This window comes from Leifsonia sp. fls2-241-R2A-40a (assembly GCF_030209575.1).
GTDB lineage: Bacteria > Actinomycetota > Actinomycetes > Actinomycetales > Microbacteriaceae > Leifsonia.
Window position 1 is genome coordinate 262893 of sequence record NZ_JARVRS010000001.1, and the last position, 25586, is coordinate 288478.

The following is a 25586-nucleotide window of genomic DNA, read 5'->3' on the forward strand; positions in this document are numbered from 1 at the left end:
GTCAAGGGACTCGTCCGCGCCCGCCGACCGTGGAACGGTGGTGCCATGACCCCTTCGGCTCCCGCCGCGACGATGATCACCGGTTACGAACAGGCCGCCGCGGACGCCGCCGGCCACGTCGCTCCCCTGTTGGCGGCGCTCGCCCGGGTGGATGCGGCCGCCGTCCCGCTCCCCGGCAGCGGTCGAACCGCCGAGCGCTTCCGGACCCTCTCCCGCGTCGCCGGCATCGACGTCACGGCCGCCCGCGTGCTGGAGCCGCACCTCGACGCGCTCGCGATCCTGTCCGAAGCGGGTCTTCCCGCGCCGGCCCCGGGCACGACCTGGGGCGTTTTCGCGGCGGAGGCGCCGGGGGCGGCCTTGGAGGCGGTCGAGGGACCGGACGGATGGACGCTGACCGGTGTGAAACCGTGGTGCTCCCTCGGCGGGCAGCTCAGCCACGGCCTGGTCACCGCCCGGCACCGCGACGACCGCCGGATGTTCACGGTCGATCTGCGGCAGGAGTCGGTCCAGGCGGAGTCCGCGACCTGGGTCGCGCGCGGGCTCGCCGAGGTGCAGAGCGGGCCGCTGCGCTTCGACGGGGCGTCCGCCGAGGAGGTGGGCGGCCCGGGCTGGTACCTGTCGCGGCCCGGGTTCCGGTGGGGCGGCATCGGCGTCGCGGCGTGCTGGTGGGGCGCGTGCGTGCCCCTGTTCCGGGCGCTGGCCGATCGCGCGGCCACCCCCGGCAATCCCCTGCTCGCGGCGCGGGTCGGTGCGCTCTACCGGGCGCTGTCATCGGGCCGCCTCCAGCTGGAGCGCGCGGCGGCCCTCATCGACGCGCAGGTGGCGGACGACGCGGCGGCCGTCCTCGCGCACGAGGTGCGGGGCACGGTCGCCGACGGCGTCGCGCTGACCCTCGCCGCCGTGCACGACCTGCTCGGTCCGGCCGCCCTCGCGTTCGACGAGGAGCAGGCCCGGCGGGTCGCCGATCTCGACCTCTACGTGGCGCAGTACCATCGCGGCCCCGACGACGCCTCCCTGGCGGCACGGCTCGAGTCGCTCGCCTCCGCATCCTCGCTCGACGGCGAGTCCGTCTGGTGGTGACCTTCGACCCGTATACCGCCGTCACCTCGCCCGCGGTCTGGGAGTCGCTGCCGCAGTGGGATGACGTGCCCGAGCTCGCCGACAGGTCCGACGACCTCGTCGTCTTCTCAGCCCATCCCGACGACGAGACGCTCGGCGTCGGGGGCCTGCTCGCCCGCGCCGCTGCACGCAACGCCTCCGCGAGCGTGGTGGTGGCCACGGCCTCCGATCCGGACCGGCTGGGCGAACTCGCCGCCGCCCTGGACGCCCTCGGCTTCCCCCGGGAGACCGGCGACGCGCGCATCCGGCCGCTCGGTCTCCCGGACGGCGCGCTGAAGCACAGCACCCTCGAGCTGCGCGCGGCGATCCGCCGGGAGCTGGACGCCGCTCCGGGGATCCCGGTAACGCGCCTCGTGCTGGCGCCGTGGACCGGCGACCGCCACGGCGACCATCGTGCCCTCGGCCGCGAGGTGGTCGCGGCGGCACGCGAACGCGGTGAGCGCGTCCTCCTGTACCCGGTGTGGCTCTGGCAGTGGGGGACGCCGGACGACGTCCCGTGGCGACGCACGGTTCGCGTTCCGCTCGAGCCGGCAGAGCGCGCCCGCAAGCAGGATGCGCTCGCCCGCTTCGTCACGCAGCTCCGGAGCCCGGCGCATCCCGACGGCGTGCTGGACCGCGGCTTCGTCGAGCGCGCCGGCACCGGTCAGGAGGTGCTCTTCGAGCCGCCGCCCGCCGCCGACGACCACTTCGAGCGGATGCACAGCGAACGGGACGATCCGTGGCGCGTGCGCACCCGCTGGTACGAGCGCCGCCGGCGCGCGGTGCTCACCGCATCCCTCCCCCGCGAGCGCTACGCCCGAGGGCTCGAGCTGGGCTGCTCCATCGGCGAGACCACCGCCGTGCTCGCGGATCGCTGCGACGTGCTGACGGCCGTGGACGGATCCGCCGCAGCGGTCGAGGCGGCGGCGCGCCTGCTCCACGACCGGCCCACCGTGACCGTCGAACAGAGGCGGATCCCCGACGAGTGGCCGGACGGCGCGGACGGCGCCGACCTCGTCGTCGTCTCGGAACTGGCCTACTACTTCGCCGAACCCGAATGGGATGCGGTGACCGACCGGATCCTCGGCTCCCTCCGCGCGGGCGGCGACGTCGTGCTCTGCCACTGGACGGGGGACGCGGACGACTTCGCGCAGACCGCCGAGTCGGCCCACGCCCGCTTCATCGAGCGCTCCGGGATGCGGCCGGTGGTCCGGCACATCGACGAGGAGTTCGTGCTGGAGGTGCTCCGGTGAGGCCGCCGATCCGCCGCGCCCTGGTGGTCATCCCCGCCCGGAACGAGGCCGCGACCCTCGAGGAGTGCCTGACCTCGGTGGAGGCGGCATGCGCCCTCGTCGGCATCCCGGCGAGCATCGTGCTCGTCCTCGACGCCTGCACCGACGCCTCCGCGGCGATCGCGGCCCGGCATCCGCTGGTGCGCACCGTGACGGTCGGCTACCGCAATGTCGGGCGCAGCCGGGCGCACGGAGTCGACGCCGCGCTCGCCGGCGTCCGCGAGCACCCTTCGGAGGTCTGGCTGGCGTTCACCGACGCCGACGGGACGGTCCCCCGTGGATGGCTCGCCGAGCATTTGCGGGCAGCCCGGGTCGCCGACGCCTACCTGGGTGCGGTCGTCCCCGTGCTCGACGACCTCGACGCGGACCGCCGCGGAGTGTGGGAGGAGCTGCACCCTCCCGGAGCGACCCTCGGCCATGCGCACGGCGCGAACCTCGGGGTGCGCGTCTCGGCGTACCGCGCGTCCGGCGGAGTCCCGCCCGTCACCACAGCAGAGGACGTCCGCCTGGCGGCCCGGCTGCGCGAGTCCGGTGCAGTCGTCGTGTCGACGGAGCGGGAGCCCGTGATCACGTCCGCCCGCCTGCGGGGCCGCGCGCCCCACGGCTACGCCGGCTACCTGGAGGCGCTGGCGGGCGAGAGCGCCTGAGCGAGCGGTGGGCGCTCGGGCGACGCTCCGGCGTCAGCGCATCGCACCCGCGAGCCGATCGACGGCCGCGAGGTACGCCTCCTGGTCGAAGTCGGCGAAGAGCGTGGTCTGGGTCACGTAGCCCTGGACGAGCCCGGTGTAGAGGCTGGCGTCCTCCTCCGCCCGGGCGACGGCCTGCTCGGGCGTCACGCCCGGCTGCTGTCGGTGCCACGCGGTCAGGTAGTCGACGAAGAGGGTGCGGATGCGTCCGCCGACGCGGACAGCGAGCTGGGCGAGCCGCGGATTGACCGGCACCTGGCCCCAGATCTGGAGAAGCAGGCCGAGGTCGCCGATCTGTTCCTGCAAGCCGTGCACCAGCAGCCGGACCATCTCTCCGGGCGCCGGCAGCGGGTCCCGCCTGCCCGCCTCCGCCACATCGGAGAACCGGCTGTCGAGCACGGCGCTCACCGCGAGCTCGACCAGCTCCTCCTTGTTCTTGTAGTGGCCGTAGATGGCGCCGGCCGAGAGGCCGGACTCGGCGATGATGTCGGCCATCGAGGTCTGCTGGAAGCCGGCGCGCGCGAAGCACCGCAGCGCCGCCTGGGCGATCTGCGTGCGCCGCGCCTGGCGGTGCTCCTCGGTGACCTTCGGCATGCGTCCCTCCCATAAAGAACGATCGTTCTTGACTTTAGCGGACATCCGATGGAGTATAAAGAACGATCATTCGTTTTTGGAGGCACCATGACCACCGCAGCTCCCGCCGAAACCGTCCCGGTCCGCCCGGACTCCGAGCCGCAACCCCCGCGCGTCGTCCACACGCCCTGGGGGCGTGCCATCGTCCTCGCGCTCGGCGCGGGCGTCGCCGTCGTCGTGATCCTGCTGGCGTTCCTCTGGCCGACCGTCACCTCCTCCGTGAAGGAGCTGCCCCTCGCCATCGCCGGTGATCCGGCGACCGTCAGCGCGGTGCAGTCGCAGCTGGAGAAGAGCGCCGGCGACGCGTTCGACCTCACCACCGCCTCCTCCCGCGAGGACGCCGTCCACCTGATCGAGACCCGTCAGGTCGACGGTGCGATCGTGCTCGGCGAGCAGCCCGAAGTCCTCACGGCCTCCGCGAACGGCGCAGCCGTCAGCCAGCTGCTCGGCCAGCTGGCGACGCGCCTGCAGGCTCAGGTCCAGCAGCAGGCCGACGCCGCCGTGCAGCAGGCCGTCGCCGCGGGGAAGGCGCCGGCGGGCACGAAGGCGCCGACGGTGACCGTCACCGTGACCGACGTCGTGCCGCTCGCCTCCACGGATGCCCGCGGGCTCGGTCTCACGGCGTCCTCCTTCCCCCTCGTCCTCGGCGGCATGATCGGCGGCATCCTCATCTCGATCCTGATCGCCGGCAGCTGGCGGCGACTCAGTGCCGTCGCCGTCTACGCGGTGGCCGGAGGCCTGGCCGTCACCGGCATCCTGCAGGGATGGTTCGGGGTCCTGCAGGGCGACTTCTGGCTGAACGCGCTGGCCGTGTCGCTCTCGATGTTCGCGACCGCCGCGTTCATCGTCGGCATGAATGCGCTCCTCGGCCGGATCGGCATCGCCGTGGGCGCAGTGGTGACCGTTCTGATCGGCAACCCGCTCTCGTCGGCGGCGCAGCCCCTCCAGTTCGTGGCCGCTCCGTGGGGCGCCGTCGGCCAGTGGTTCGTGCCCGGCGCCTCGGTCTCGTTGCTGCGCGACCTGTCGTACTTCCCCCAGGCGGACGCATCGTTCCCGTGGCTGGTGCTCGCCGGGTGGGCCGTGGTCGGCGGTGTCGCCATGGTGGCCGGGCACTTCCGCAACCAGGAGGTGACCGAGGCCGCCGCCTGATCGGCGCGGCTTCGGTCACGGTTCGGTCACGCTCGGGCTTCCTTCGCCGTTCACCTAGGGGACGCACAGGCCCGCTCCGTACGCTCGCCCGTTATGACCTCGCAGCCGCTCAGACTCGGGCCACTCGTCCGGCGCCGCCTGGCGCGGCTGGCGCGCCGCGACGCCGCCGCCGCGCACGACACGGACGCGGGTCGCGGCGAGGCGACCACCCCCACGGTGGCCACCCTGCAGGCGCGCGCGGACGCGTACGCACGACGTGAGGAGCAGCGCTTCTTCCGCCGGATGCGGAGCGAGCTGACCGAGCACCGCGTGCTCACCTCGGCGCTCCGCACGGACCTCGATGCCTACGACGAGCGGCTCGACCGGCTCCCGGAGGCGGACCGCTTCCGCATCGCCGAGGCGCAGGGAGCGGCGTTCGAGGAGCTCCGGAGGCTGGAGCGCCGCATCCGCCGCGCGCATCGTCGCACCGACGAGCTGAGCGCGCTCATCAACGCCCGCTTCACCGCGGCCCAGTTGCGGGCGGCGCGGATGTTCGACCGCTCCGACGAGGCCGCGGCCGTCTACTGGGGCGCTCTGCGGCAGACCACGTCGGGCCGGGTCGCACCCCAGCCCCCGACGCTGCGGCGCTCGGACTGGCTGACCTCCCGCGGCACCGCGGTCGACGCCCTGCATCCCATCGCGGCCGCCCGCACCGCGGGCGAGGACGCCGCCGGCGTGACCGCCGGCCACGACACCCACCACAGGAGGACCGATGCCCCGGCGTGATCGATTGACGGACTACCGGGTGCCGCGCACCGGCGGCCTGCGCCGACGGCTGCTCTGGCGCCTCCGCCGGATGCGCCACGCCGTCGACGTGGAGACACTGGAGGTGTTCGAGCACGAGCTCGCCGCCTTCGAGCGCGCCGGGGTCGCCGACCTGGAACGCCAGCGCACCCGCAACGTCGCCGTCGCGTCCGCCCGCGTGGCCGAGGCGCAGTCGCGGCAGGAGCTCATCCGCCGGGCGCTCGACCGCGCCGAGGCCGACATCCGGCGCGCCGACCAGGACGTCGAACGACTCGACGCCAAGCTCGCCGGTCACGATCCCGACTTCCACACCTACGCCTGAGAGGACGCCCATGGCACGCGACATCGTCACCCGCCCGCCGCGCCTGCGCCCCCGCGTCGGCCACATCTCCCCCTTCGCCCACGCGATGGTCTACGTGCTGCTCGTCGCCATGATCGCGGTCGACTACATCCTGCTCTCGCAGGCGCTCACCCTGCTGCTCCGCAACGACAGCCAGTACGGCTCGATCGGGCTGCAGATGTACGTCATCACGCTCGGGATCTCGCTGGCGGTCGTCACCCTGCCCCACGTCATCGCCATCCTGCTGAGGCGCGTGCAGGCCGGGGTCATGTCCCGCCGGTGGATCGCCACCGCCGTGGTCCTCGGACTGGTCTGGGCGGCCATCCTCGCCGCCATCACCGTCGCGCGGATCAAAGCGGGCATCGACGCGCAGAGCGCCGGCGGCCTCACCGGGCTGGTGGGCGGCTCGCAGACCGCGGCTCCCGCCGGCTTCTCGTGGACCGCTCCGGACACGATCATGGCGTTCCTCATGCTGGGGGTGCTGGTCACCTCCGGAGCGCTCAGCTTCGTGGTCGCCTGGCTGACGACGAGACCGCTCCTCAGCGCGGCCGAGAAGGCGCAGGCGCACGCCACCCGGCTGCGCGTGCACCGCGACCGCCTGCTCGGCGAGGCCGTCGCGGCGGAGGAGCGGGCGCGCCTGGCGCTCCAGCTCGACGCCCACGACGCCGTCCGGTACGCCGGAGCCCGCGTGACCTTCCACTCCCGGATGGACGTGGTGCGCGCGCAGCTCGCCACCCGCCTGGCGCAGCGCGAGCGCGATCCGGAGAGCACCAGCCAGATCATCCGCGAGCTGCGGGCCCGCCGCAGCGTGGAGGCCCCGGACACCGCGCCTCCTCTCCTTCCGGGCGGATCGGCCCCGGCCGGCCCCGCATCCATGGACCCGGCGTCCGGCATCCAGTGAAAGGCTCCTCTGTGCCCCGCTCCCGGCTGTTCCTCTCGGTCGCGACCGTCCTCGCCCTGTGCGCCGGCCTGACCGCCTGCGCCTCCGCCACCGCTTCCGGAGAGGCCTGCGACCAGTCGCACAAGCGCAACCTCGGCGTCGTCGCGGGCAGCACGGCCAACGCCCCGACCGTCGCGCTCCCGGCGTCCGCCTCGGCGCAGCTCGCGGCGGCGGGGACGTCCAACGGCAGCGTGACGGTGGTCGTGCCCTCCGGCACCCCGCAGGTGATGGGGACGACGGCGCTCGGTTCGTCGGCGCAGGACGCCATCGTCTGCCAGAACGACCAGCGCACCAAGCTCACGCAGATCACCTCTTACATCGACGGGCTCAAGGCGTCCGCGCCGGAGGTCGACTTCCTCGGCGCCATCGACCAGGCCGCCCGCAACCTCGGCAGCGACCCCATGGGCGTCATCGTGGTCGGCAGCGGCCTGCAGACGACCGACCCGCTGAACTTCGCCGGTACAGGGCTGCTCTACGCCGACCCCGCGCAGGTGGTCTCCGACCTGAGCTCGCGGGGCCTGCTCCCGACCGACCTCAAGGGCGTCACCGTCTACTGGGCCGGGATGGGCGACACCGCGGGCGCGCAGCAGCCGCTGACCGTGCCGGCTCGCAGCAACCTCGAGGCGATCTGGTCGGCCGTGGTGAAGGCCGCGGGCGGGACGCTGTCGCTGCTTCCCGAGCCCGCCTCCGGCAGCGCGCCAGCGGGCCTCCCGGCCGTCTCGCCGGTGACGGTCGAGGCCGTCGCCACCAAGACGGACTGGTCGCGCCCGGTCGTGATCCGCAACAGCGAACTGCTGTTCACCAAGGACACCGCGGACTTCTCCGACCCGGGCGCCGCACAGAAGGTGCTCGCCACGCTCGTGCCCGCGATCGAGCAGAACGGCAAGGTCGTCACCATCACCGGGACCGCCTCCAAGGACCAGGCGGCCGACAACGCGGCCGACACCGCCCTGTCTCTGCGCCGGGCGGACGCCGTGAAGGCCGCCCTCGTGGGCCTCGGCGTGCCCGCGTCCCTGATGCAGACGGCGGGCGTCGGCTTCGAATGGTGCGGCTGGAAGAACGAGAAGGATGCGGCCGGCACCTACTCGGACGCCCTCGCCGAGCAGAACCGCACCGTCATCCTCACGTCCGCCGGCGTCGGGTTGTGCGGCTGACGGGAATCATCCGGCGGCCCGGTTCGTTGCGGCGACTATGACGATCATCGGACTCATCGGATCAGGACACATCGGATCGCAACTCGCCCGCCTCGCCGTCGCGCGGGGCTACGACGTGGTGCTCAGCAACTCGCGCGGGCCCGAGACGCTTCAGGCGCTCGTCGAGGAGCTGGGCGAGCACGCTCGTGCGGCGACGCCCGCCGAGGCGGCCGCGGCCGGAGACCTCGTCGTGGTCACGACTCCCCTCGCCGCGGAGAAGACCCTCCCCGTCGCGGAGCTCGCGGGCAAGATCGTGATCGACACGAACAACTACTACCCGCAGCGCGACGGCACCATCCCCGAACTCGAGGACGACTCGACCACGGTCGCCGAGCGCCTGCAGAAGGTGCTTCCGACCTCGAAGGTCGTGAAGGCGTTCAACCACATCGGTGCGCGGGAGCTCACGAGCGAGAGCCTGCCCGCGGGATCTCCGGACCGTCGCGCGCTCATCGTGGCCGGAGACGACGCCGGCGCCCGCACGCGGGTGGCCGAGCTGATCGACGAGTTCGGCTTCGACGTGGTCGACGTCGGCGAGCTGTCCGAGGGATGGCGCGCCCAGCGCGACACCCCGGCGTACGTCCGCCGCTACGATGCAGCGGGCCTCCGTGAGGCCCTCGCTGCCGCGAAGCGCTACCGCGACATGTGACCCGCCTGGGCGGTGGGCCTCAGCCGACGGTCTCCGCGGTGATGAGGTCCACCGTCACGGGGCTGTCGTCGGCCTCGGCGGCCGCGCGGGAGGTCAGGTAGCTGCCGGCGACGAACGCCGCAGCCGCGAACACCAGTGCGATGACCAGATCGGCCCACTGGCTGGGCGTCAGGTGCTGGAGAAGGCCGCCGGAGCCGGCAGCAGCGGGGGCCGCATCCGGTGCCAGCAGAAGCGCGAAAGCGATGCCGGACACCACTCCCGCGAACCCCAGGACGTACCACGCGATTTCTTTCACGTGCCTAGCTAACCGCGGTCGAAGAGGCGGCTGAAGAGCCTTGCGCAGCTGGTCGCGCTCATGCTAGGAGCGCGCGCCGTGCTTGCCCTCTGTACTTTTGCATGCGAACGCAACACAATGACGTTACATGAGCCACCCTCATGTAATCCGCACGCCGGATCAACGGCTGCGGATCTTCGTCTCGTCCACGCTGCAGGAGCTCGCCGCTGAGCGCCGGGCAGCGCGGACCGCCATCGAACGGCTGCATCTCGCCCCGGTGATGTTCGAGCTCGGGGCGCGTCCGCATCCCCCGCGCGAGCTGTACCGTGCCTACCTCGAGCAGAGCGACGTCTTCCTGGGCCTGTACTGGGAGCGCTACGGCTGGGTAGCTCCGGAAGAGGAGGTGTCCGGCCTCGAGGACGAGTACAACCTCTGCCCACCGGAGCTGCCGCGTCTGCTCTACGTCAAGAGCCCCGCCGACAACCGCGAGCCGAAACTCGCGACCCTGCTCGCCCGCATCCGTGACGACGACCGCGCCGCCTACAAGTACTTCGAGAGCCCGAAGGAGCTGGCGCAGCTGATCGAGAACGACCTCGCCACCCTGCTGGCCGAGCGCTTCGACCAGAGCAGGGCGCTCGTCACCGCGGATGTCGCCAGCGACGCCGACCGCGTGGTGGAGCCGGTGCGCCTTCCCGTCCCGCTCACCGGCCTGGTCGGCCGTGACGCCGACATCGCCGCCATCGTCGACCGGCTGAGGCGCGGCACCCGCTTCGTCACGCTGGCCGGCCCGGGTGGCATCGGGAAGAGCCGCCTCGCCATCGCCGCAGCACGTGCGGCCGCCCAGGACTTCGAGGACGGCGCCGTGTTCGTCGATCTCTCGGCGGTGCACGATCCGCGGCAGGTGCCCAACCGCATCGCCCAGGCGCTGGGAGTGCGCGACACGGGCGACGCGCCCGTCGTCGACAATCTGGTGACGGCGCTGCACGACCGTCGCATCCTGCTCGTGCTCGACAACTTCGAGCAGGTGCTGGACGCCGCGCCGTTGCTCACGGGCCTCCTGGCCGCTGCTCCCGGGCTGGCGCTGCTGGTCACCAGCCGTTCCCTGCTGCGGGTGAGCGCCGAGCAGAGCTACGAGGTCGGCCCACTGGCCGAGGACTCCTCCGTCAGCCTCTTCGTCGAGCGCGCCCACGCTGTGAAGCCCGACTTCGAAATCACCGCGGAGAACGCGGAGTCGGTGGCCCGGGTCTGCGTAGCGCTGGACGGCGTCCCGCTCGCCATCGAGCTGGCCGCCGCCCGCATCCGGGTGCTGTCCCCCGCCGAGCTGCTCGACCGCCTGGACCGCCGGCTGTCCGTGCTCGTCGGAGGCTCCCGCGACCTGCCGGAACGGCAGCAGACCATCCGCCGCACCATCGAGTGGAGCACGCAGCTGCTCGCCCCGGAGCAGCGGCGGTTGCTCGCGCGCCTCGGCGCGTTCGAGGGCGGCTTCACGCTGGAAGCCGCCGAGTTCGTCGGCGCGGACGGCGCAGACGGAGCGGACGTGCTCTTCGACCTGGGCATGCTGGTCGACTCCAGCCTGGTGTCGCAGCACGACAGCGACGACCGGCCGCGCTTCACCATGCAGGCGATCGTGCGCGAGTACGCGCGCGAGCAGTTGCAGAGCGACGGCGAGCTCGACCGTGCCCGCGACGCGCACGCCCGCTTCTTCATCGACCTCGGCGCACGTGCGAAGCTCCCGCTCAAGGGCGGGGGCCAGCGCGAGTGGATGCAGCGGCTGGGCGACGAGCGCGACAACCTCCGGGCCGCCGAGCGCTACCTGCTGGATGCGCGCGACTGGGACCGCGCCGCCGAACTCGCGTTCAACCTCTTCCTCTACTTCTGGGTCATCGGCCTCCTCGGCGAGGTGCGGACCTGGATGGACGAGCCGCTCGAGTCCGGTGACACCCTCGGCGACCGCACGCGGGCCATCGCGCTCTACTTCACCCGCACCATCCGCTTCTGGAAGGACCCGGACGGACGCGTCGCCGCCGACCTCTCGGAGGCGTCCGACCTGTTCCGCGGCTGCGGCGACCGGTCCGGCGAGGCGATGGCGGAGATCTCGCTCGCCCTCGCCCTGATGGCCGGAGAGAAGCCGGACACCGCGCGCGCCGCAGAGGTGATGGAGCGCAGCCTCCAGCTGTTCCGCGAGACCGGGGACGTGTGGGGCGAGTCGATGGCGCTCGTCCTGCTCGGCCGGGTGTCCCTCCTGGAACAGAAGCTCCGCGAGGCCTTCGAGCGGTTCGACGAGTCGCTGTCGCTCACGCAGCGCAGCGGGGACGCGGTCGGCGGCCGGATCGCCGCCTACCACCTCGGCTGGGCCCACCTGCTGCTGGGGTCGCCGGAGGACGCCAGAAAGGACTTCGCGCTGAGCGTCACGCTCTCGACCTCCCTCGGCCACATCGAGGGGATCGCGTACGGGCTGGAGGGGCTGGCCGCCGTGGCCGCGCTCGCGGGGGACGTCGAGCGTGCGGGCCGCCTGGCCGGCGCCGCGCACGCGCTGCGCGAGCGGTCGGGCACGCACAACGGGCCGACGTTCACCTTCCACCAGCGCTACCTGGACCGCCTGGCGTCGGTCAGCGCGCCCGGTCGCCTCGCCGAGGCCGTCGCGGAGGGCCGCGAGCTCACCGTCGAGCAGGCCGTGGCGGAGGCGTTGTCCGAACCCAGCCTGAACTGACTCGCCGGCTCCTTAAGTGATGGAACCCCGGCACCTGAATGGTGCCGGGGTTCCGCCGGATCCCGGTAGGCGCACCCGAAACGCCGCCCGGGATGGTCTCTGCGATCAGGCGATGAGCGCCTGCTCCTCGGGGGCCGGAGCCACCCACGCGCCGTAGACGGCGATGCGTGCGGACTCCTGCGTCACGTACACGCCCAGCTCGCGGCCGGTGCAGTCGGTGGCGACGAAACCGTCGTGGTTCCGGTCGACCATGCCCACGTACGCCGTCGGAGTCGAGGCCACCCACAGTGCGGCCGCCGGCGAGTGCCAGGAGACGTACTCGGTGGGGAGATCGATGATGTCTGCGAGGGACTCGGCCATGATTCTTCCTTTGTCGTTGGGCGGTTCGAAGATCTAGTTAGATGATCGAACTACCGGTTCGGCGAAGCAAGAAAATCGGGGGGCCTTGCTTTGGATTCGCGCTTCCGCTATAAGCGCTGGCCCAGCGTCATCGACCGCCCGGGGAGCGCGTCTCCGACTCCTCCATGACGATCATCCCCGAGGCCCGGGCGCCGGTCTGGATCATGGTCTCGATCCAGTCCTTGTTGAGGGTCGGGACCTTCGAGCCGGAGAAGAAGATGTGCAGGGGGACGCCGTTGTCGACCCAGATGGTGTGACGGCCGCTGCCCAGTTCGGCGGGGACGGGCCAGGTGAGGAAGAAGTTCTCGCCGCGACGCAGTTTGGTGCTGATCGCGATCTGCATGTGGAACAGGAGACGGTCGTCGAGCTCGTAGCTTTCGCCGTCGTAACGGAGGGTGCCCACGGATGCCTTTCAGGGTGTCAGGTGGCGCGTGTTCGGTGGTCTTGCGAGCTTACCCGCACGGAATACGGGTGTATCGTGACGCCGCGATAGTCTTCTACAACATCCCCGCCGAAAGGATCACCGCATGATCGTTCACCGCCTCACGGTCGATGGAAAGGATTACTTCCTGCCCGATCCGGTGGACGACCTGCGGAGCAAGATCCTCGAGGCCGTGCGGGCCGGCGGCGGCTACGTCACCATCCCGCCGCTGCGCGGCGGCCCCGGCGTCGATGTCCTGTTCTCCCCCGGCATGCCCGTCACCTGGGCGCAGATCGAGGTCGATCCGCCCGCTCCCCGCCAGGAGGAGCCGCGCGTCGACATCGACTCGTTCGACGCCCTCTGACCCACGCGAACACCGGACGCGCGCGGCCCTGATCTCAGGACCGCGCGTTTCCTGTCTCCAGACCCTGTCGGCCCGTCAGGAGCGGCGCCGGCGCTCCTGGTACCAGGAGAAGAGCGCCTTGGCGCGCTGCGGCTTCGAGATCAGGTAGCCCTGGGCCCGGTCGCAGCCGGCCTCTGCCAGCCGGTCGAGCTGGTGGCGGGTCTCGACGCCCTCGCCCACGACGCGGATGCCGCGCCGGTGCGCCTCGGAGATGATCTGAGCGACCTCGCGGGTGCGATCGTCGGCCTGCACCAGGCTCTTATCCAGCTTGAGCTCGCGCGCGTGCAGCGCCTCCACCCGCGCGAACGACGAGTGGCCGGTGCCGAAGTCGTCGACCGAGATCGTGACCCCGGCGGCGGCCAGCGACTCCAGGAGTCCCGCGGCGCGCTCGGGGCGCGGGATGCTGTGGCTCTCGGTGACCTCGACCGTCAGCGTCGCAGGATCGCACCGCCCGGTCGCGAACGCACCCTCGAACATGTCGAGGAGCGACGGGTCGTCCAGCTGGGTGGCCGAGACGTTCACGGCCACGTCGATGGTGCAGCCGGGGATGTACTCGGCGGTCACGTCGGAGATGATCCGCGCCGTCAGCAGCGGGAGCAGACCGGTCTTCTGGGCGATGTCCACGAAGACGTCGGGCGCGACGGAGCCGTGGTTCGGATGCGTCCACCGGGCGAGAGCCTCGACCCCCACGACGGAGCCGTCGGCGACATCGATCTGGGGTTGATAGGCGGCCGTGACCTGGCGCTGCGCCAACGCGATCTCGAAATCGCGGGCGAAGTCCTCGAGGGTCCCGTCCACCAACGTCACATTCGGATGATCCCCAGGACGGGGGACGTTGTCAACTTTCGGGGTGACCCCTTGCGCGATCGGGCCCGTTGACGCTAGCGGGCCCTCCGACGACGGTGACGCTGGCCTCCCGCGATGCCCAGGAAGGTCGCCGCAGCCGCCCCCGCGACCGCCGCGATCACCAGATCCACTGCTTGCACAGCCGGAACGATCGCCTCGCCGACCGGCGCAAGCAGCAGGACGACCGCCGCTAGCGCGATCGCCGCTGCGAAGGCTCCTGCCGATGACAGACCCTGCATTGCCGCTCCCCCTATCTCGTGCCGCGGTACCCCCTGTACCCCGCGGGACGCTCCGAAGCATAGCCACTGCACAGCTTCTCGGGCAGTCACTCCGCGGCACGTTCACCGAATCGTCACAATCCGTCCGCTCTCGGGATCGACGACGGCGGCGGGGACAGAGAGGGCGGCCTGCGTCAGGCGGCGTCGGGCGGGAAGGCGGCGGGGTACGGCTGGTCGGCGTCGGCACTGCGGCTGACGGCCGACCATTCGAGGTCGGAGGCGAGCAGACGGCGGTCCTGCGCGACGCTCATCTCGGTCGCGTTCACGCCGAGCGGGAGGTTCTGCGGGATGTCGGAGCGCTTGGCGACGCGGACCAGGATCTCCGCCGCGCGCACCGGGTCGCCTGCGGGACCGTCGCCCGCCTGACGCACTCGGCGGTTCATCGCCCCGACCGTGTCGTTGTACCCCTCGGGAATCTCGCGGACCTCCATCGAGGATCCGGCCCAGTCGGTGCGGAACCCGCTCGGCTCCACCAGCAGCACCTTCACGCCGAACGGAGCCGTCTCGGCGCGGAGCACCCGGCTGAAGCCGTCGATCGCGAACTTCGCCGCCTGATACGAGGCGATGCCGGGCGAGCCGCCCACGCGGCCGCCGACGGACGAGAACTGGATCACGAGGCCGCCGCCCTGCGCACGCAGCAGCGGGATCGCCGCCTTGCTGACGTTGTACACGCCCCAGAAGTTCGTCTCGAACTGGGTGCGGAAGTCGGCGTCGTCCGTCGTCTCGATCGGGGACACGTTGGCGTAGCCGGCGTTGTTGACGATGACGTCGACGCGGCCGAAGCGGTCGCGCGTTTCGCGCAGCGCCTCCCCGGCGCGGGCGGGGTCGGTGACATCGAGGGCGAGCGGGAGGATGCGGTCTCCGTACTCGGCGACCAGGTCGTCGAGCTGCTCGGGGCGGCGCGCCGTGGCGGCCACCCGATCGCCGGCCTGAAGGGCGGCGACGACGAGGGCGCGGCCGAAGCCGCGCGAGGATCCGGTGATGAACCATGTCTGTTCCATGGGGATAATGAAACATCGTTTCTTTAACTAATGCAACCCGGTTGCAGTAAACTGTCAGCATGAGCGACGCCACCGACCGCGAGACCGCCTTCCAGCGCGCCCGTTCCCCCGAAGCGAAGGCGGCACGCGAGCAGGCCATCCTGGATGCCGCGCGCGCCCTCGGCGCCGAGCGCGGCATCCGCGCCGTCACCCTCACCGACATCGCCGATGCCGTCGGGATGCACAAGTCGGCGATGCTCCGTTACTTCGAGACCCGCGAGGAGATCTTCCTGCGGCTCACAGCGGACGGCTGGCGGGAGTGGACGCCCGTACTGTCCGACCGGATCGCCGCCGCCTCCACCCCGCACGGGGTCGCTGCGGCCTTCGCCTCGACGCTCGCCGCCCGCGGACCGTTCTGCGACCTGCTCGCCCAGGCTCCCCTCAACCTGGAGCGCAACGTGTCGGTCGAAGCGGTGCGCGCCTTCAAGCTGACCACGGGCGCGAGTCTCGCGCGGATCGCCGACGCGGTCCGGGAGACGCTCCCCGAGCTGCCGCGCACCGCGGCCGCCGACCTCGTCGCGGTCGCCACGTCGCTGGCGGGCACCTTCTGGCAGATCTCCACCCCGCCGCCCGAGATCGCCGAGCTGTACCGTTCCGACCCGCGGCTCGGCCACGCCCTGATCGACCTGGAACCGCGGCTCCGGCGCATCCTGGCCGCCTATCTGACGGGGGCGCTGGCCGGCTGAAGCGGGCGTACGGTGTCGGCGTGACCGACGTCTCCTCCGCCCCGCCCATGACCCACCAGGGCCGGGCTCCCGCCTTCGCAGTGTCCATCGCCGTCGGTGCGCTCACCATCCTCGACCTGTCCGGGGTGAACGTCGCGCTTCCGTCGATCCAGCGCTCGCTGCACGCCGACTCGACCCAGCTGCAGCTGATCGTGGCCGGCTACGCGCTCGCCTTCGGGCTGACCCTCGTCCCGTCCGGTCGCCTCGGCGACACCCGCTCGCGCCGCGCGATGTTCGTCATCGGCCTGATCGGGTTCAGCCTGGCGAGCGCCTTGTGCGCGCTGGCGCCGAATATCCTCTGGCTGACGATCACCCGGTTCCTGCAGGGCGCCGCCGCGGGCGTGCAGATGCCGCAGGTGCTCGGGATGATCCAGCAGCTCTATCGCGGGGAGGAGCGGGGGCGCGCCTTCGGCGTCTTCGGGGCGATGGTCGGTATCGCCACCGCCATCGGGCCGAGCCTCGCCGGATCCCTGATCGCGATCGGAGGCGCCGAAGAGGGCTGGCGCCTGCTGTTCTGGTTCAACGTGCCCTGCGGGGCCATCGCGCTGTTCTTCGCGCTGCGCTATCTGCCACGGACGCAGGATCGCGGCTCGGGCGGGACGGAACTCGACCCGGTCGGGCTGGTCCTGCTCGCCGGCGCCATCCTCGGGCTGATGCTCCCGTTCCTGCTGACCACGGGCTCTCCGTCCGACGACCCGCTCCGCTGGCTCTGGCTGGTCGCCTTCGTCGCGTTCGGCGCGGCCTTCCTGCTCTGGGAGCGGGCGTACGCCCGCCGGGGTCTGTCCCCGATCGTCCATCTGGACCTGTTCCGCCTGGCGTCGTACCGCAACGGCATCCTCATCGCCGCGGTGTACTTCGCCGGCCTTCCCGCGAGCTTCCTGGTCACGACGCTGTTCCTCCAGGAGGGACTCCACGCGCAACCGCTCGCCGCCGGCCTGGTGAGCGTGCCCTTCGCCCTCGGCGCCGCCGTGTCGGCGTTCGTGGGCGGTCGGCTGGTCCAGCGATTCGGACGCGCCCTCGTCGTGGTCGGCCTGGTGATCGTCATCGTCGGGATCGGCGCGCTGCTGGCCTCGGCGACCCTGGCGCCCCCGTCCTCCGCGGAGTGGTTCATGGCCGCCTCGACGCTGGTCGGCGGAATCGGCGGCGGCTTCGTCATCTCGCCGAACCAGACGCTCACCCTGTCGGAGGTGCCGCCGGAGGAGGGCAGCGCCGCCGGCTCCATCGCCCAGCTGGGTCAGCGGGTCGGCACGGCCGTCGGCGTCGCGCTGGTGACGGCCGTGTTCTTCGCCATGGTCCCGGGCGGCGGCGACCATCCGGTCGGGCAGTACCACGACGCCGTCCGTGCGGGCTACCTGGTGACGCTGGCGCTGCTCGCGGTCGCGCTCGTCGTGGGGCTGGTGGACCTGCGGGAGCGGCACAAGGCCGGGAAGACGGGCGTCTGACCCCTGTCCGGCCGCTCCGGGCTACTGCGGGTAGGGCGTCTCCCCGCGCTCCAGCATCGCCACCAGCTTCGCGAGGCGGTTGGCGCGGCTGGTCGTGCTCGGAGCGGTGATCACGCGGTGGAGCACCGCGTACCGGTTCTGTGCGTTCAGCCGCTGGAACCCTTCGGCGGCGGCCGGGGATGCGGCGAGCGCCGCCTGGAGGTCCTCGGGCACCTCGGCCGATGCCGAGCCGGCGTACGCGCGCTCCCAGCGGCCGTCCGCCCGGGCGCGCTCGATCTCGGCCTGGCCGCTCGGGCGCATCCGGCCCTCGGCGGTGAGGGTGGCGACCAGGCCGATGTTGCGCTGCGACCACAGGGACGACTTCCGCCTCGGGGTGTAGCGCTGCACGAAGGTGGTCTCGTCGCGCGAGCGCCGCCGACCGTCGATCCAGCCGCTGCACAGCGCCTCGGCGAGCGCGTCGCTGTAGGTGAGCGAGGTCGGGTCGGTCGTCCCCTTCTTGGCGAGGACGAGCCAGACGCCGTCGGAGGTGAGCTCGTTGTCGTCAAGCCAGGCGCGCCACGCGGCGGCATCGGCCACGATCAGGTGGTCGGTGTCCGGCTGCGCCATGGCTGCCACTATTCCTCATGCCTATGACGCCGCGCCAGGGGCGGGAAGCCAGGATCGGGATGCCCGGGGGGACTAGTCGTCGCCCGGTGCCCGATCGTCGGCGCCCAGGCCGAACGGCCGGGTGAGCGCATCCACCCGCTCCCGCAGGTACGCGGTGACCGCGAGGTTGTCCGGTTCGGGAGTCTCGGTGTTCGCGGTCTCCACCATCAGCACCGACCCCGGGCCCAGCAGGAACGTGGCGTCCACGTCGTTTCCGTCGGAGCCGAGCGCGCGCAGGGTCACCGCGTCGGCCCCGCCGCTCTGGCCGAGGGCCGTCGCGTACCTCATCAAGAGGTCCGCCGCTTCATCGCCTATCAGCAGGGACTGGTCCGCATAGGTCACGTGCCTCATGGGGAGGACGGTAGGCCCGATCCGCCGACGCGCAGGCGGTTGACATCACGGGAGACGGTGGCTCCGCGCGGCGCGCCGGGTCAGGGCGTGAGCACCACCTTGATGCAGCCGTCCTCCTTGTCTCGGAACACGTCGTACATGTGCGGCGCGTCCTCCAACGGGACCTTGTGGGTGACGAGGTCCTCGGTGCCGAGCGGGTCGGCCGGGTCCTCCACCAGCGGCAGGATCTCGTCGCGCCAGGCCTGCACGTTGCACTGCCCCATCCGGATCGTCACCTGCTTGTCGAAGAGGTTCATGAACGGCACCGGGTCGGCGACGCCGGCGTAGACACCGCTGAGGGAGACGGTCCCGCCGCGGCGGACGGCGTCGAACGCCAGCGTCATCGCGGCCATGCGGTCCACGCCGACGGTCGTCATCAGCTTCTGCGCGACCGCATCGGGCAGGAGTCCCACCGCCGACTGCGCGGCCGCCGTCGCGGGGTTGCCGTGCGCCTCCATCCCGACCGCGTCGACCACCGAGTCCGGACCGCGCCCGTCGGTCGCCTCGCGGAACCACGCCGGGATGTCGTCGCTCAGGTCGAACGTGTCGACGCCGTGCCGCTCCGCCATCGCGCGCCGCTCCGGGACCGGGTCGACCGCGATCACGCGGTGGCCGAGGTGCACGCCGATGCGGCTCACGAACTGGCCGACCGGCCCCAGTCCGATCACGCCAAGCACCCCGTGCTCGGGCAACTGCGCGTACTGCACGCCCTGCCACGCCGTCGGCAGGATGTCGCTCAGGAAGAGGTAGCGCTCGTCGGGCAGCTCGGAGCCGACCTTGTACGCGTTGAAGTCCGCCAGCGGAACGCGCAGCCGCTCGGCCTGTCCGCCGGGCACCGAACCGTACAGCTCCGTGTAGCCGTACAGGCTCGCCCCGGTGCCGTGATCGTAGTTCTGCGTCGTCTCGCACTGCGTCGTCAGGCCGCGCCGGCACATGAAGCACTCGCCGCACGCGATCACGAACGGGATGACCACCCGGTCGCCGACACCGAGGGTGCGCACCGCGGAGCCCACCTCCTCCACGATGCCCATCGGCTCGTGGCCGAGCACGTCGCCCTTGGCGAGGAACGGACCGAGCACGTCGTACAGGTGCAGGTCGCTGCCGCAGATGGCCGTGGAGGTGATGCGCACGATCACGTCCGTCGGCTCCTGGATGATCGGATCGGGGACGTCGACGACTTCGACCTTCTTGGTGGCCTGCCAGGTGAGTGCTCTCATGGACCGTTCATACGCCGAGGGCCGGTCGGACGCTACCGGTGGCGGCCGGGAAGAAAGCGTCGCGCCTCGGGGTTCGGAACCGTGAGGGGCGACGGTCGCCCCCGGAGGAAGGCGACGACATGGCGAACATCTCGATCATCGGAGGCACCGGGTTCACCGGATCGCACATCGCGGCGGAGGCCGCGTCCCGCGGACATCACGTGACCTCGCTGAGCCGCTCGGAGCCGAGCGAGCCCGTCGACGGCGTGACGTACCTGACCGGCTCGGCGGACGAGCCGGAGCAGGCGATCGACGGCGCCGACGTGATCGTCGCCACCGTCTCCCCGCGCGGCGACAGCGCCGGAACGCTCGGTCGGCGCTACGGCCGCCTCGCCGAGCTGGCGGCGGCATCCGGTGCTCGCCTGGTCGTCATCGGCGGGTTCAGTTCGCTGCGCCCGGCTCCTGACGCCCCTCGGTTCGCGGAGGGCGACGACATCCCGCCGCAGTTCGCCGACGAGGCGCGCGAGCTGAACGCGGTGCTCGGCGACCTGATCGACAACGCACCCGAGGGTCTGGACTGGTTGTTCGTCAGCCCGGCGGGCACCTACGGCGCGTACGCACCGCAGCAGGACCGGCGCGGCACCTACCGCGTGGGCGAGGACGTCGCACTCTTCGACGACGAGGGCGTGTCGATCATCGGCGGCGAGGACTTCGCCCAGGCGGTCATCGACGAGATCGAGACCCCGACCCGGAGCCGCTCGCAGATCCACTTCGTGTACTGACTCGCTCTGTCAGGGGGCGCTGGCGACGACCGCGTCGAGCTCTCCGAGGGTGAACCGCCACCCCTGGAGGTAGGACTCGGCGGGGGCGTCGTCCGCCCACGGCCCGGTGTGCCGCACGTTGAGGCCGGTCTGGTGACCGTCGCCGGTCAACCGCATCTCCACGGCTTCGTCCCTGCTGCTGCCGTCCTCGTCGCGCCACACCCAGGTGAACGCCAGCCGTTCCCTCGGCTCGACGGCCAGGTACGTGCCCTCGAGCACGATGCCCGCGGCCGGTGCGACGATGCGGTAGCCGCCGCCGGGGCGCACGTCGGCCTGGATCGTGACGTCGGGCCAGTGCCGCCACCACCAGCTGCGCAACCCCTCGGCGGTGCTCAGGGCATCCCACACGCGCGACCGGTCGGCGGCGATCGTCCGCGATAGGTCGAGCGGGCGGAGCGCCAGACGCTCCCAGGTGCTGCGGTTCGGTGCGGGTGGGTTCACCCCCTCCACCGAGTGCGCCAGGGAGTCGACCAGGTGCTCCCATGCGAAGCCGTCGGCGGCGACGGTCTCCGGACGGGCGATCCGATGACGCAGCTCGAGTGCGGTCCGGCCGGGACCCTCGGGCGTCCGCCGCGCCTCCAGGATGCTGCCGGGCTCCGAGTCCGCCGCCCACGACACGGCGACGGACGACCGGTCGCAGTGGAGCACGCGGCCGGCCGCGGACGCACCGGATCCCAGGTCGACGGTGAACGCGTCGCCGACGCCGGCGGGCGCTCCGCCGACGGTCCCCAGCCAGCGGGCCAGCCGCGGGAGGGACGTGCACGCGTCGCGCACCTCCTCCGGTGTCGCGTCGTACTCGCGGCGCAGCACGATCTCGGGCTGCTCGCGCGACCCGATCAGTGCGCGGACGATGCGGTCGTCCATCATTCCTCCTCGTCCGACTCATCCCCGGCCAGGCGACGCGGCGACCGGCCGCGCGCGAGCTCCGTCTCGAGCGCATCCATCCGCTGACCCCACAGGCCCGCGTACCGCTCCACCCACGCGGCGACCTCGTCGAGCGCTCCCGGCCGCAGCCGGTAGATGCGCTGGGAGCCGCGGCGCTCCGCCGTGACCACATCCGCCTCGCGCAGCACGCGGAGCTGGTTGGACACGGCCGGCTGCCCGATCCCGAACTCGCGCATCACGACGGCGCCCACGGCGCCCGCGGCCGCCTCCTCCTCCGCGAGCAGCTCGACCATCCGTCGCCGTACCGGGTCGGCGAGAAGCGCGAACGAGTTCATGCGCCCATGATATCACTCTGTACTGATGCAACGAAGGCGCGGGTTGCCGACGCGGCGACCTGGTGGCACCGTTCATGACGTAGGGGAACGGGATCCGATGGACGGAGCGGAGACGGCATGGCGAAGCAGAAGAAACTCGAGAAGGCGGCCGAGAAGGCCCTCAAGCGGGCGGAAGACGCGGTCGCCGACGCCATCACCGCCGTGAAGCGGCTCGACAAGAAGAAGGCGAAGAAACGCGCGCACGCCCTCCGGAAGCAGGTCGCCCGGCTGGGCTCCGACAAGCCTGCCGCGCCCGAAGGGAAAGCCGATGCCGACCCCGCCACCGTCCCGGACCTCACCCCGCCCCTCCCGTCGGTGCGCGACGACCAGGTCGACACCGCTGCGGAGTTCGCCGGCTCGGCCGCCACCACGGCCCCGCACGATCCGGAGCTCGACCAGCTGACCGTTCAGGCGCTGCGGGATGCGGCCCGCGCCCGCGGACTCCGGAACGTCTCAAAGCTCAGCAAGGGGCAGCTGATCGAGCGTCTCAGCGAATGACATCCTGAAACCTGACCCCGCGCGGGAGACGGCGCACGTTTCCGGGTTTACGTTGGCAGTCAGGGAAGGAGACCACGTGGACGACGAGGCACTCGAGGTGACGGAGCAGGACACGCAAGCTGGAGGGGCGACGGAGACTCTGCCGGAGACGGAGGAGGCCGAGGAGGCCGTCCCCGAGATGCAGGAGATCACGTACGACGAGCAGCTGTATCCCGCACGCCCTCGCCGCCTGCGTCCGCGCGCGAATCTGCGCGGCGGCAGCATCCGCCGCACCTTCTCCGACCCGCGAGCGGCGAACGGGCAGAACCCGGCGTACGTGGAGTGGCTGGTCCGCCAGTCGATGCTGAAGGATGCGGATGTGCTGAGCCGTCAGCTGTCCGGCTCCCCCAGCATGTGGCGAAACCCGTACGCCCGGCCGGACGCGCGCCGCGCGGTCTCGACCTCGGACGTGTGGTTCACCGCGTACCCGATCTCGCTGATCACGCGCCCGCACGAGTCGTTCCTGACCGCTCTGGCCGACCCGGAGCTGTGGTCGGCGTTCGAGCGGATCGGGATCAACGGCGTCCACACCGGTCCGGTGAAGCGGGCCGGCGGCATCCGCGGCTGGCAGGAGACGCCGAGCGTCGACGGACACTTCGACCGCATCGGCACGCAGATCGACCCGGCGTTCGGCGACGAGGAGACGTTCCGCCGGATGACGGACGTGGCCGAGGAGCACGGCGGCGTCGTCATCGACGACATCGTCCCGGGCCACACCGGCAAGGGCGCGGACTTCCGCCTCGCCGAGATGGCGTACAAGGACTACCCCGGGATCTACCACATGGTCGAGATCCCGCCGGACGAGTGGCACCTGCTCCCCGAGGTGCCGGACGGCCGTGACTCGGTGAACCTGGACGAGTCGACCGAGGCGGCGCTCGCCGACCGCGGGTACATCATCGGCGAGTTGCAGCGCGTCATCTTCTTCGCCCCCGGCGTCAAGGAGACGAACTGGAGTGCGACAGCCCCCGTCATCGGGGTCGACGGCATCACCCGCCGCTGGGTGTACCTCCACTACTTCAAGGAGGGCCAGCCGTCGGTGAACTGGCTCGACCCGACCTTCTCGGGCATGCGCCTGGTGATCGGCGACGCGCTGCACTCCCTCGGCGATCTGGGCACGAGCGCCCTGCGGCTGGATGCGAACGGCTTCCTCGGCGTGGAGAAGAGTGCCGAAGGGATGCCCGCCTGGTCGGAGGGGCACCCGCTCTCGCACGCGGCGAACCACATCATCGCGGGCATGGTGCGCAAGGTCGGCGGGTTCACCTTCCAGGAGCTGAACCTGACGGTCGAGGACATCCGCGACACCGGCGCGGTCGGCGCCGACCTGTCGTACGACTTCATCAACCGTCCCGCCTACCACCACGCTCTCGCGACCGGCGACACCGAGTTCCTGCGGCTGACGCTGCGCACGTCGCTGGAGCTGGGCGTCGAGCCGGTCTCCCTGGTGCACGGCATGCAGAACCACGACGAGCTCACCTACGAACTCGTGCACTGGGCGACGCTGCACCAGAACCAGGTGTACACGTTCCGCGGCGAGGAGATCACCGGCGGCGAGCTGGCCCACCGCATCCGCCAGGACCTCGTCGACGCCATCACCGAGCCGACCGCGGACTACAACCTCGTCTTCACGACCAACGGGATCGCCTGCACGTCCGCGTCGCTGATCGCGGCGACGCAGGGACACGCCACCCTGGAGTCGATCACCGAGAACGACATCCCGGCGATCCGTGACGCGCACCTGCTGCTCGCGGCCTTCAACGCCTGGCAGCCCGGCGTGTTCGCGCTGTCGGGATGGGACCTGCTCGGTTCGCTGACCATTCCGCGCTCCGAGGTGGCCGACCTGATCGCGGAGGGCGACACCCGCTGGGTGGAGCGCGGCGCTCACGACCTGCTCGGCGTGGCGCCGGAGGCGGAGCGGTCGGCGTCCGGGATGCCGCGGGCGCGCTCCCTGTACGGCACGCTGCCCGAGCAGCTCGGCACGCGCGACTCGTTCGCGAGCCGTCTGGGCGCGCTGCTGCGCATCCGGAACCGCTGGGGCATCGCCACGGCCCGTCAGGTGGACGTGCCCGACGTCGCGCATCCCGGGATGCTGGTCATGGTGCACGAGCTGGAGTCGGTGGATGAGCAGGGCCTGCCGATCGTGCAGCTGACCGTGCTCAACATGACGGGCGACGCAGTGGAGGGCACCGTCCGTTCGGAGGCGCTCCCCCACCGCGCGCTGGTCGTGGATGCGGCCGACGACAGCGAGGTGGGGACGGTCGACGACCTGGCGAGCTTCCCGGTGAGCGTGCCGGCGTACGGCGCCCGCTTCCTGGTGCTGCAGCGGACGCCGGCGGACGGGTAGCGGGCGGAGCGCCTGGAATCAGGCGAGCAGCTCGCGCACCCGGGGGACGACCTCCTCGCCGAACAGCCGGATGTTGGTGAGCAGCGACTCGTTCGTCATGCCGGGGATCCCGTACTTCAGATCGAAGCGGTTGGCGCCGACCACCGGGAGGTTGGCCGCGATCTTGGTGGCCACCGTCTCGGGCGAGCCGACGTAGAGGCTTCCGTCCGGCCCGAGTTCCCGCTGGAACGACGCCTCGGTCGGAATGGCGAACCCGCGGGTGGCGCTGACCTTGGTCATCATGTCGCGGAAGTGCGGCCAGAACTCCTCGCGCGCCTGCTCGTCGGTCGCGGCGACGTGCCCCGGCGAGTGCAGCCCGATCGGCTGCTGCGGCCGGCCGAACTGCTCGAGCGCCTGGTGGAACAGCTCCGTGTACGGCGCGAAGCGCGCGACCGGGCCGCCGATGACTGCCAGCATGAGCGAGAAGCCGTAATGCGCCGTCCGGATGACGGACTCGGGGCTGCCGCCCACGCCGATCCACGTCGGGAGGGGCGCCGCGAGGTGGGGCACCACATCCTGGTCCCGCAGTCCGCGCCGGGTGTTCCCCTCCCAGGTGACCGGACCTCCCTCGAGCAGGTGCGCGAAGAGGTTCGTCTTCTCCTCGAACAGTTCCTCATAGTCGGACAGGTCGAAGCCGAACAGCGGGAACGAGTCGATGCTGGAGCCGCGGCCCAGGATGATCTCGGCGCGGCCGTCGGAGACCGCGTTCAGGGTGGAGTAGCGCTGGAACACCCGGACCGGGTCGTCCGAGCTGAGCACGGTGACGGCGGAACCAAGGTGGATGCGCTCGGTGCGCGCGGCGATCGCGCCGAGTACGACGTCGGCCGCTGAGAGCGGCATGTCGTCGGTGTGGTGCTCGCCGATCCCGAAGTAGTGGAGACCTGCCTCTTCTGCGGCGACGCCGTGGCCGACGAGGTCGCGGATGGTCTGAGCGTGCGAGATCGGCTGCCCCGAGGCGTCTCGGGTGACGTCGCCGAAGGTGTTGAGGCCGAAGGTGAGCGGGAAGCCCGGCTCGGTGGTGGTGTCGGTGGTGGGCTCTGGTGCGGTATTCATTTGTGGG

At 71.7% G+C, this 25586-nt stretch carries 29 protein-coding genes; 16 read left to right on the forward strand and 13 right to left on the reverse strand.

The features are described from left to right. Positions 1 to 45: 45 nt before the first annotated feature. The 3 genes from QRN40_RS01320 to QRN40_RS01330 are packed head-to-tail and all read left to right on the forward strand — an operon-like array spanning position 46 to position 3037. Positions 46 to 1080 (forward strand): acyl-CoA dehydrogenase family protein, encoded by a 1035-nt coding sequence (locus QRN40_RS01320; RefSeq protein ID WP_285113683.1) that lies wholly within the window; start codon positions 46 to 48, stop codon positions 1078 to 1080. Next, on the forward strand, positions 1074 to 2351 hold the full coding sequence (locus QRN40_RS01325) for a bifunctional PIG-L family deacetylase/class I SAM-dependent methyltransferase (protein WP_285113684.1): 1278 nt from the start codon (positions 1074 to 1076) through the stop codon (positions 2349 to 2351). The genes QRN40_RS01320 and QRN40_RS01325 overlap by 7 nt, the downstream gene beginning before the upstream one ends. After that, positions 2348 to 3037, forward strand: coding sequence for a glycosyltransferase family 2 protein (locus QRN40_RS01330; protein WP_285113685.1), 690 nt, complete (start codon positions 2348 to 2350; stop codon positions 3035 to 3037). Before QRN40_RS01325 ends, QRN40_RS01330 begins: the two co-directional genes overlap by 4 nt. A 33-nt stretch (positions 3038 to 3070) precedes the next feature. Here the strand turns inward: QRN40_RS01330 and QRN40_RS01335 are convergent, their stop codons facing one another. Next, positions 3071 to 3670: a TetR/AcrR family transcriptional regulator gene (locus tag QRN40_RS01335; protein WP_285113686.1), complete on the reverse strand. Its 600-nt coding sequence runs from the start codon at positions 3668 to 3670 to the stop codon at positions 3071 to 3073. Between the two features lie 87 nt (positions 3671 to 3757). Between QRN40_RS01335 and QRN40_RS01340 the strand changes: the two genes are divergently transcribed. From QRN40_RS01340 to QRN40_RS01365, 6 genes are all read left to right on the forward strand, one after another. Then, on the forward strand, positions 3758 to 4858 hold the full coding sequence (locus QRN40_RS01340; protein WP_285113687.1) for an ABC transporter permease: 1101 nt from the start codon (positions 3758 to 3760) through the stop codon (positions 4856 to 4858). Positions 4859 to 4951: 93 nt separating this feature from the next. Next, the gene (locus QRN40_RS01345) at positions 4952 to 5623 is read left to right on the forward strand and encodes a hypothetical protein (protein WP_285113688.1); all 672 of its coding nucleotides are present in this window, start codon (positions 4952 to 4954) and stop codon (positions 5621 to 5623) included. Beyond that, the gene (locus QRN40_RS01350; RefSeq protein ID WP_285113689.1) at positions 5610 to 5963 is read left to right on the forward strand and encodes a hypothetical protein; all 354 of its coding nucleotides are present in this window, start codon (positions 5610 to 5612) and stop codon (positions 5961 to 5963) included. The genes QRN40_RS01345 and QRN40_RS01350 overlap by 14 nt, the downstream gene beginning before the upstream one ends. A 10-nt stretch (positions 5964 to 5973) precedes the next feature. Beyond that, positions 5974 to 6882 carry a hypothetical protein gene (locus tag QRN40_RS01355; protein ID WP_285113690.1) on the forward strand — a complete coding sequence of 303 codons (909 nt, stop codon included), beginning with the start codon at positions 5974 to 5976 and terminating at the stop codon, positions 6880 to 6882. A gap of 11 nt (positions 6883 to 6893) precedes the next feature. Beyond that, positions 6894 to 8075 (forward strand): OmpA family protein, encoded by a 1182-nt coding sequence (locus QRN40_RS01360; protein WP_285113691.1) that lies wholly within the window; start codon positions 6894 to 6896, stop codon positions 8073 to 8075. Between the two features lie 37 nt (positions 8076 to 8112). Continuing rightward, positions 8113 to 8760 (forward strand): NADPH-dependent F420 reductase, encoded by a 648-nt coding sequence (locus QRN40_RS01365; RefSeq protein WP_285113692.1) that lies wholly within the window; start codon positions 8113 to 8115, stop codon positions 8758 to 8760. 19 nt (positions 8761 to 8779) lie between these two features. Here the strand turns inward: QRN40_RS01365 and QRN40_RS01370 are convergent, their stop codons facing one another. Beyond that, entirely contained in the window at positions 8780 to 9055 is a 276-nt protein-coding gene (locus tag QRN40_RS01370) for a hypothetical protein (protein WP_285113693.1), read from the reverse strand. A 127-nt stretch (positions 9056 to 9182) separates the two neighbouring features. Between QRN40_RS01370 and QRN40_RS01375 the strand changes: the two genes are divergently transcribed. Further along, positions 9183 to 11744, forward strand: coding sequence for a DUF4062 domain-containing protein (locus QRN40_RS01375; protein ID WP_285113694.1), 2562 nt, complete (start codon positions 9183 to 9185; stop codon positions 11742 to 11744). Positions 11745 to 11849: 105 nt separating this feature from the next. Here the strand turns inward: QRN40_RS01375 and QRN40_RS01380 are convergent, their stop codons facing one another. Further along, a complete protein-coding gene (locus QRN40_RS01380) occupies positions 11850 to 12104 on the reverse strand; it encodes a hypothetical protein (protein WP_285113695.1) in 255 nt (84 codons plus the stop codon). 127 nt (positions 12105 to 12231) lie between these two features. Further along, complete coding sequence (locus tag QRN40_RS01385) at positions 12232 to 12546, reverse strand: DUF7882 family protein (RefSeq protein ID WP_285113696.1); 315 nt, start codon at positions 12544 to 12546, stop codon at positions 12232 to 12234. A gap of 124 nt (positions 12547 to 12670) precedes the next feature. Here QRN40_RS01385 and QRN40_RS01390 point away from each other — a divergent pair, with 124 nt between their 5' ends. Continuing rightward, the gene (locus QRN40_RS01390) at positions 12671 to 12928 is read left to right on the forward strand and encodes a hypothetical protein (RefSeq protein ID WP_285113697.1); all 258 of its coding nucleotides are present in this window, start codon (positions 12671 to 12673) and stop codon (positions 12926 to 12928) included. Positions 12929 to 13003: 75 nt separating this feature from the next. On the opposite strand, the gene QRN40_RS01395 is transcribed toward QRN40_RS01390, so the two are convergent. From QRN40_RS01395 to QRN40_RS01405, 3 genes are all read right to left on the reverse strand, one after another. Beyond that, on the reverse strand, positions 13004 to 13774 hold the full coding sequence (locus tag QRN40_RS01395; RefSeq protein ID WP_285113698.1) for an EAL domain-containing protein: 771 nt from the start codon (positions 13772 to 13774) through the stop codon (positions 13004 to 13006). A 74-nt stretch (positions 13775 to 13848) separates the two neighbouring features. Then, the gene (locus QRN40_RS01400; protein WP_285113699.1) at positions 13849 to 14052 is read right to left on the reverse strand and encodes a hypothetical protein; all 204 of its coding nucleotides are present in this window, start codon (positions 14050 to 14052) and stop codon (positions 13849 to 13851) included. A 173-nt stretch (positions 14053 to 14225) separates the two neighbouring features. Continuing rightward, entirely contained in the window at positions 14226 to 15092 is an 867-nt protein-coding gene (locus QRN40_RS01405; RefSeq protein WP_285113700.1) for an SDR family NAD(P)-dependent oxidoreductase, read from the reverse strand. A 59-nt stretch (positions 15093 to 15151) separates the two neighbouring features. Between QRN40_RS01405 and QRN40_RS01410 the strand changes: the two genes are divergently transcribed. Together QRN40_RS01410 and QRN40_RS01415 are read left to right on the forward strand one after the other, a co-directional pair. After that, positions 15152 to 15817, forward strand: coding sequence for a TetR/AcrR family transcriptional regulator (locus QRN40_RS01410; RefSeq protein WP_285113701.1), 666 nt, complete (start codon positions 15152 to 15154; stop codon positions 15815 to 15817). 20 nt (positions 15818 to 15837) lie between these two features. Beyond that, positions 15838 to 17298: an MFS transporter gene (locus tag QRN40_RS01415; RefSeq protein WP_285113702.1), complete on the forward strand. Its 1461-nt coding sequence runs from the start codon at positions 15838 to 15840 to the stop codon at positions 17296 to 17298. 21 nt (positions 17299 to 17319) lie between these two features. Here QRN40_RS01415 and QRN40_RS01420 read toward each other — a convergent pair whose 3' ends face one another. From QRN40_RS01420 to QRN40_RS01430, 3 genes are all read right to left on the reverse strand, one after another. Beyond that, complete coding sequence (locus QRN40_RS01420; protein ID WP_285113703.1) at positions 17320 to 17904, reverse strand: YdeI/OmpD-associated family protein; 585 nt, start codon at positions 17902 to 17904, stop codon at positions 17320 to 17322. A 72-nt stretch (positions 17905 to 17976) separates the two neighbouring features. Further along, complete coding sequence (locus QRN40_RS01425; protein WP_285113704.1) at positions 17977 to 18294, reverse strand: hypothetical protein; 318 nt, start codon at positions 18292 to 18294, stop codon at positions 17977 to 17979. Positions 18295 to 18374: 80 nt separating this feature from the next. Continuing rightward, complete coding sequence (locus tag QRN40_RS01430) at positions 18375 to 19550, reverse strand: alcohol dehydrogenase catalytic domain-containing protein (protein WP_285113705.1); 1176 nt, start codon at positions 19548 to 19550, stop codon at positions 18375 to 18377. A 119-nt stretch (positions 19551 to 19669) separates the two neighbouring features. On the opposite strand from QRN40_RS01430, the gene QRN40_RS01435 reads away from it, so the two are divergent. Then, the gene (locus QRN40_RS01435; protein WP_285113706.1) at positions 19670 to 20311 is read left to right on the forward strand and encodes an NAD(P)-dependent oxidoreductase; all 642 of its coding nucleotides are present in this window, start codon (positions 19670 to 19672) and stop codon (positions 20309 to 20311) included. Positions 20312 to 20320: 9 nt separating this feature from the next. On the opposite strand, the gene QRN40_RS01440 is transcribed toward QRN40_RS01435, so the two are convergent. Both QRN40_RS01440 and QRN40_RS01445 read right to left on the reverse strand, forming a co-directional pair. After that, on the reverse strand, positions 20321 to 21214 hold the full coding sequence (locus QRN40_RS01440; protein WP_285113707.1) for an SRPBCC family protein: 894 nt from the start codon (positions 21212 to 21214) through the stop codon (positions 20321 to 20323). Continuing rightward, positions 21214 to 21570, reverse strand: coding sequence for an ArsR/SmtB family transcription factor (locus QRN40_RS01445; protein WP_285113708.1), 357 nt, complete (start codon positions 21568 to 21570; stop codon positions 21214 to 21216). Before QRN40_RS01445 ends, QRN40_RS01440 begins: the two co-directional genes overlap by 1 nt. Before the next feature lie 117 nt (positions 21571 to 21687). Here QRN40_RS01445 and QRN40_RS01450 point away from each other — a divergent pair, with 117 nt between their 5' ends. Both QRN40_RS01450 and treS read left to right on the forward strand, forming a co-directional pair. Continuing rightward, entirely contained in the window at positions 21688 to 22107 is a 420-nt protein-coding gene (locus QRN40_RS01450) for a hypothetical protein (RefSeq protein WP_285113709.1), read from the forward strand. Between the two features lie 178 nt (positions 22108 to 22285). Further along, entirely contained in the window at positions 22286 to 24487 is a 2202-nt protein-coding gene (treS, locus tag QRN40_RS01455; protein ID WP_285117416.1) for a maltose alpha-D-glucosyltransferase, read from the forward strand. An 18-nt stretch (positions 24488 to 24505) separates the two neighbouring features. Here the strand turns inward: treS and QRN40_RS01460 are convergent, their stop codons facing one another. Further along, positions 24506 to 25579, reverse strand: a complete 1074-nt coding sequence (locus QRN40_RS01460; RefSeq protein WP_285113710.1) for an LLM class flavin-dependent oxidoreductase — start codon at positions 25577 to 25579, stop codon at positions 24506 to 24508. Between the last annotated feature and the right edge of the window lie 7 nt (positions 25580 to 25586).

Bases quoted from the DNA above. Each gene is read 5' to 3' on its own strand.
- QRN40_RS01355 (WP_285113690.1), top strand. From the start codon at position 5,974: ATGGCACGCGACATCGTCACCCGCCCGCCGCGCCTGCGCCCCCGCGTC.
- QRN40_RS01460 (WP_285113710.1), bottom strand. From the start codon at position 25,579: ATGAATACCGCACCAGAGCCCACCACCGACACCACCACCGAGCCGGGC.
- QRN40_RS01335 (WP_285113686.1), bottom strand. From the start codon at position 3,670: ATGCCGAAGGTCACCGAGGAGCACCGCCAGGCGCGGCGCACGCAGATC.
- QRN40_RS01350 (WP_285113689.1), top strand. From the start codon at position 5,610: ATGCCCCGGCGTGATCGATTGACGGACTACCGGGTGCCGCGCACCGGC.
- QRN40_RS01440 (WP_285113707.1), bottom strand. From the start codon at position 21,214: ATGGACGACCGCATCGTCCGCGCACTGATCGGGTCGCGCGAGCAGCCC.
- QRN40_RS01340 (WP_285113687.1), top strand. From the start codon at position 3,758: ATGACCACCGCAGCTCCCGCCGAAACCGTCCCGGTCCGCCCGGACTCC.
- QRN40_RS01375 (WP_285113694.1), top strand. From the start codon at position 9,183: ATGAGCCACCCTCATGTAATCCGCACGCCGGATCAACGGCTGCGGATC.
- QRN40_RS01445 (WP_285113708.1), bottom strand. From the start codon at position 21,570: ATGAACTCGTTCGCGCTTCTCGCCGACCCGGTACGGCGACGGATGGTC.
- treS (WP_285117416.1), top strand. From the start codon at position 22,286: ATGCAGGAGATCACGTACGACGAGCAGCTGTATCCCGCACGCCCTCGC.
- QRN40_RS01345 (WP_285113688.1), top strand. From the start codon at position 4,952: ATGACCTCGCAGCCGCTCAGACTCGGGCCACTCGTCCGGCGCCGCCTG.
- QRN40_RS01420 (WP_285113703.1), bottom strand. From the start codon at position 17,904: ATGGCGCAGCCGGACACCGACCACCTGATCGTGGCCGATGCCGCCGCG.
- QRN40_RS01425 (WP_285113704.1), bottom strand. From the start codon at position 18,294: ATGAGGCACGTGACCTATGCGGACCAGTCCCTGCTGATAGGCGATGAA.
- QRN40_RS01405 (WP_285113700.1), bottom strand. From the start codon at position 15,092: ATGGAACAGACATGGTTCATCACCGGATCCTCGCGCGGCTTCGGCCGC.
- QRN40_RS01430 (WP_285113705.1), bottom strand. From the start codon at position 19,550: ATGAGAGCACTCACCTGGCAGGCCACCAAGAAGGTCGAAGTCGTCGAC.
- QRN40_RS01435 (WP_285113706.1), top strand. From the start codon at position 19,670: ATGGCGAACATCTCGATCATCGGAGGCACCGGGTTCACCGGATCGCAC.
- QRN40_RS01320 (WP_285113683.1), top strand. From the start codon at position 46: ATGACCCCTTCGGCTCCCGCCGCGACGATGATCACCGGTTACGAACAG.
- QRN40_RS01450 (WP_285113709.1), top strand. From the start codon at position 21,688: ATGGCGAAGCAGAAGAAACTCGAGAAGGCGGCCGAGAAGGCCCTCAAG.
- QRN40_RS01400 (WP_285113699.1), bottom strand. From the start codon at position 14,052: ATGCAGGGTCTGTCATCGGCAGGAGCCTTCGCAGCGGCGATCGCGCTA.
- QRN40_RS01410 (WP_285113701.1), top strand. From the start codon at position 15,152: ATGAGCGACGCCACCGACCGCGAGACCGCCTTCCAGCGCGCCCGTTCC.
- QRN40_RS01365 (WP_285113692.1), top strand. From the start codon at position 8,113: ATGACGATCATCGGACTCATCGGATCAGGACACATCGGATCGCAACTC.
- QRN40_RS01380 (WP_285113695.1), bottom strand. From the start codon at position 12,104: ATGGCCGAGTCCCTCGCAGACATCATCGATCTCCCCACCGAGTACGTC.
- QRN40_RS01390 (WP_285113697.1), top strand. From the start codon at position 12,671: ATGATCGTTCACCGCCTCACGGTCGATGGAAAGGATTACTTCCTGCCC.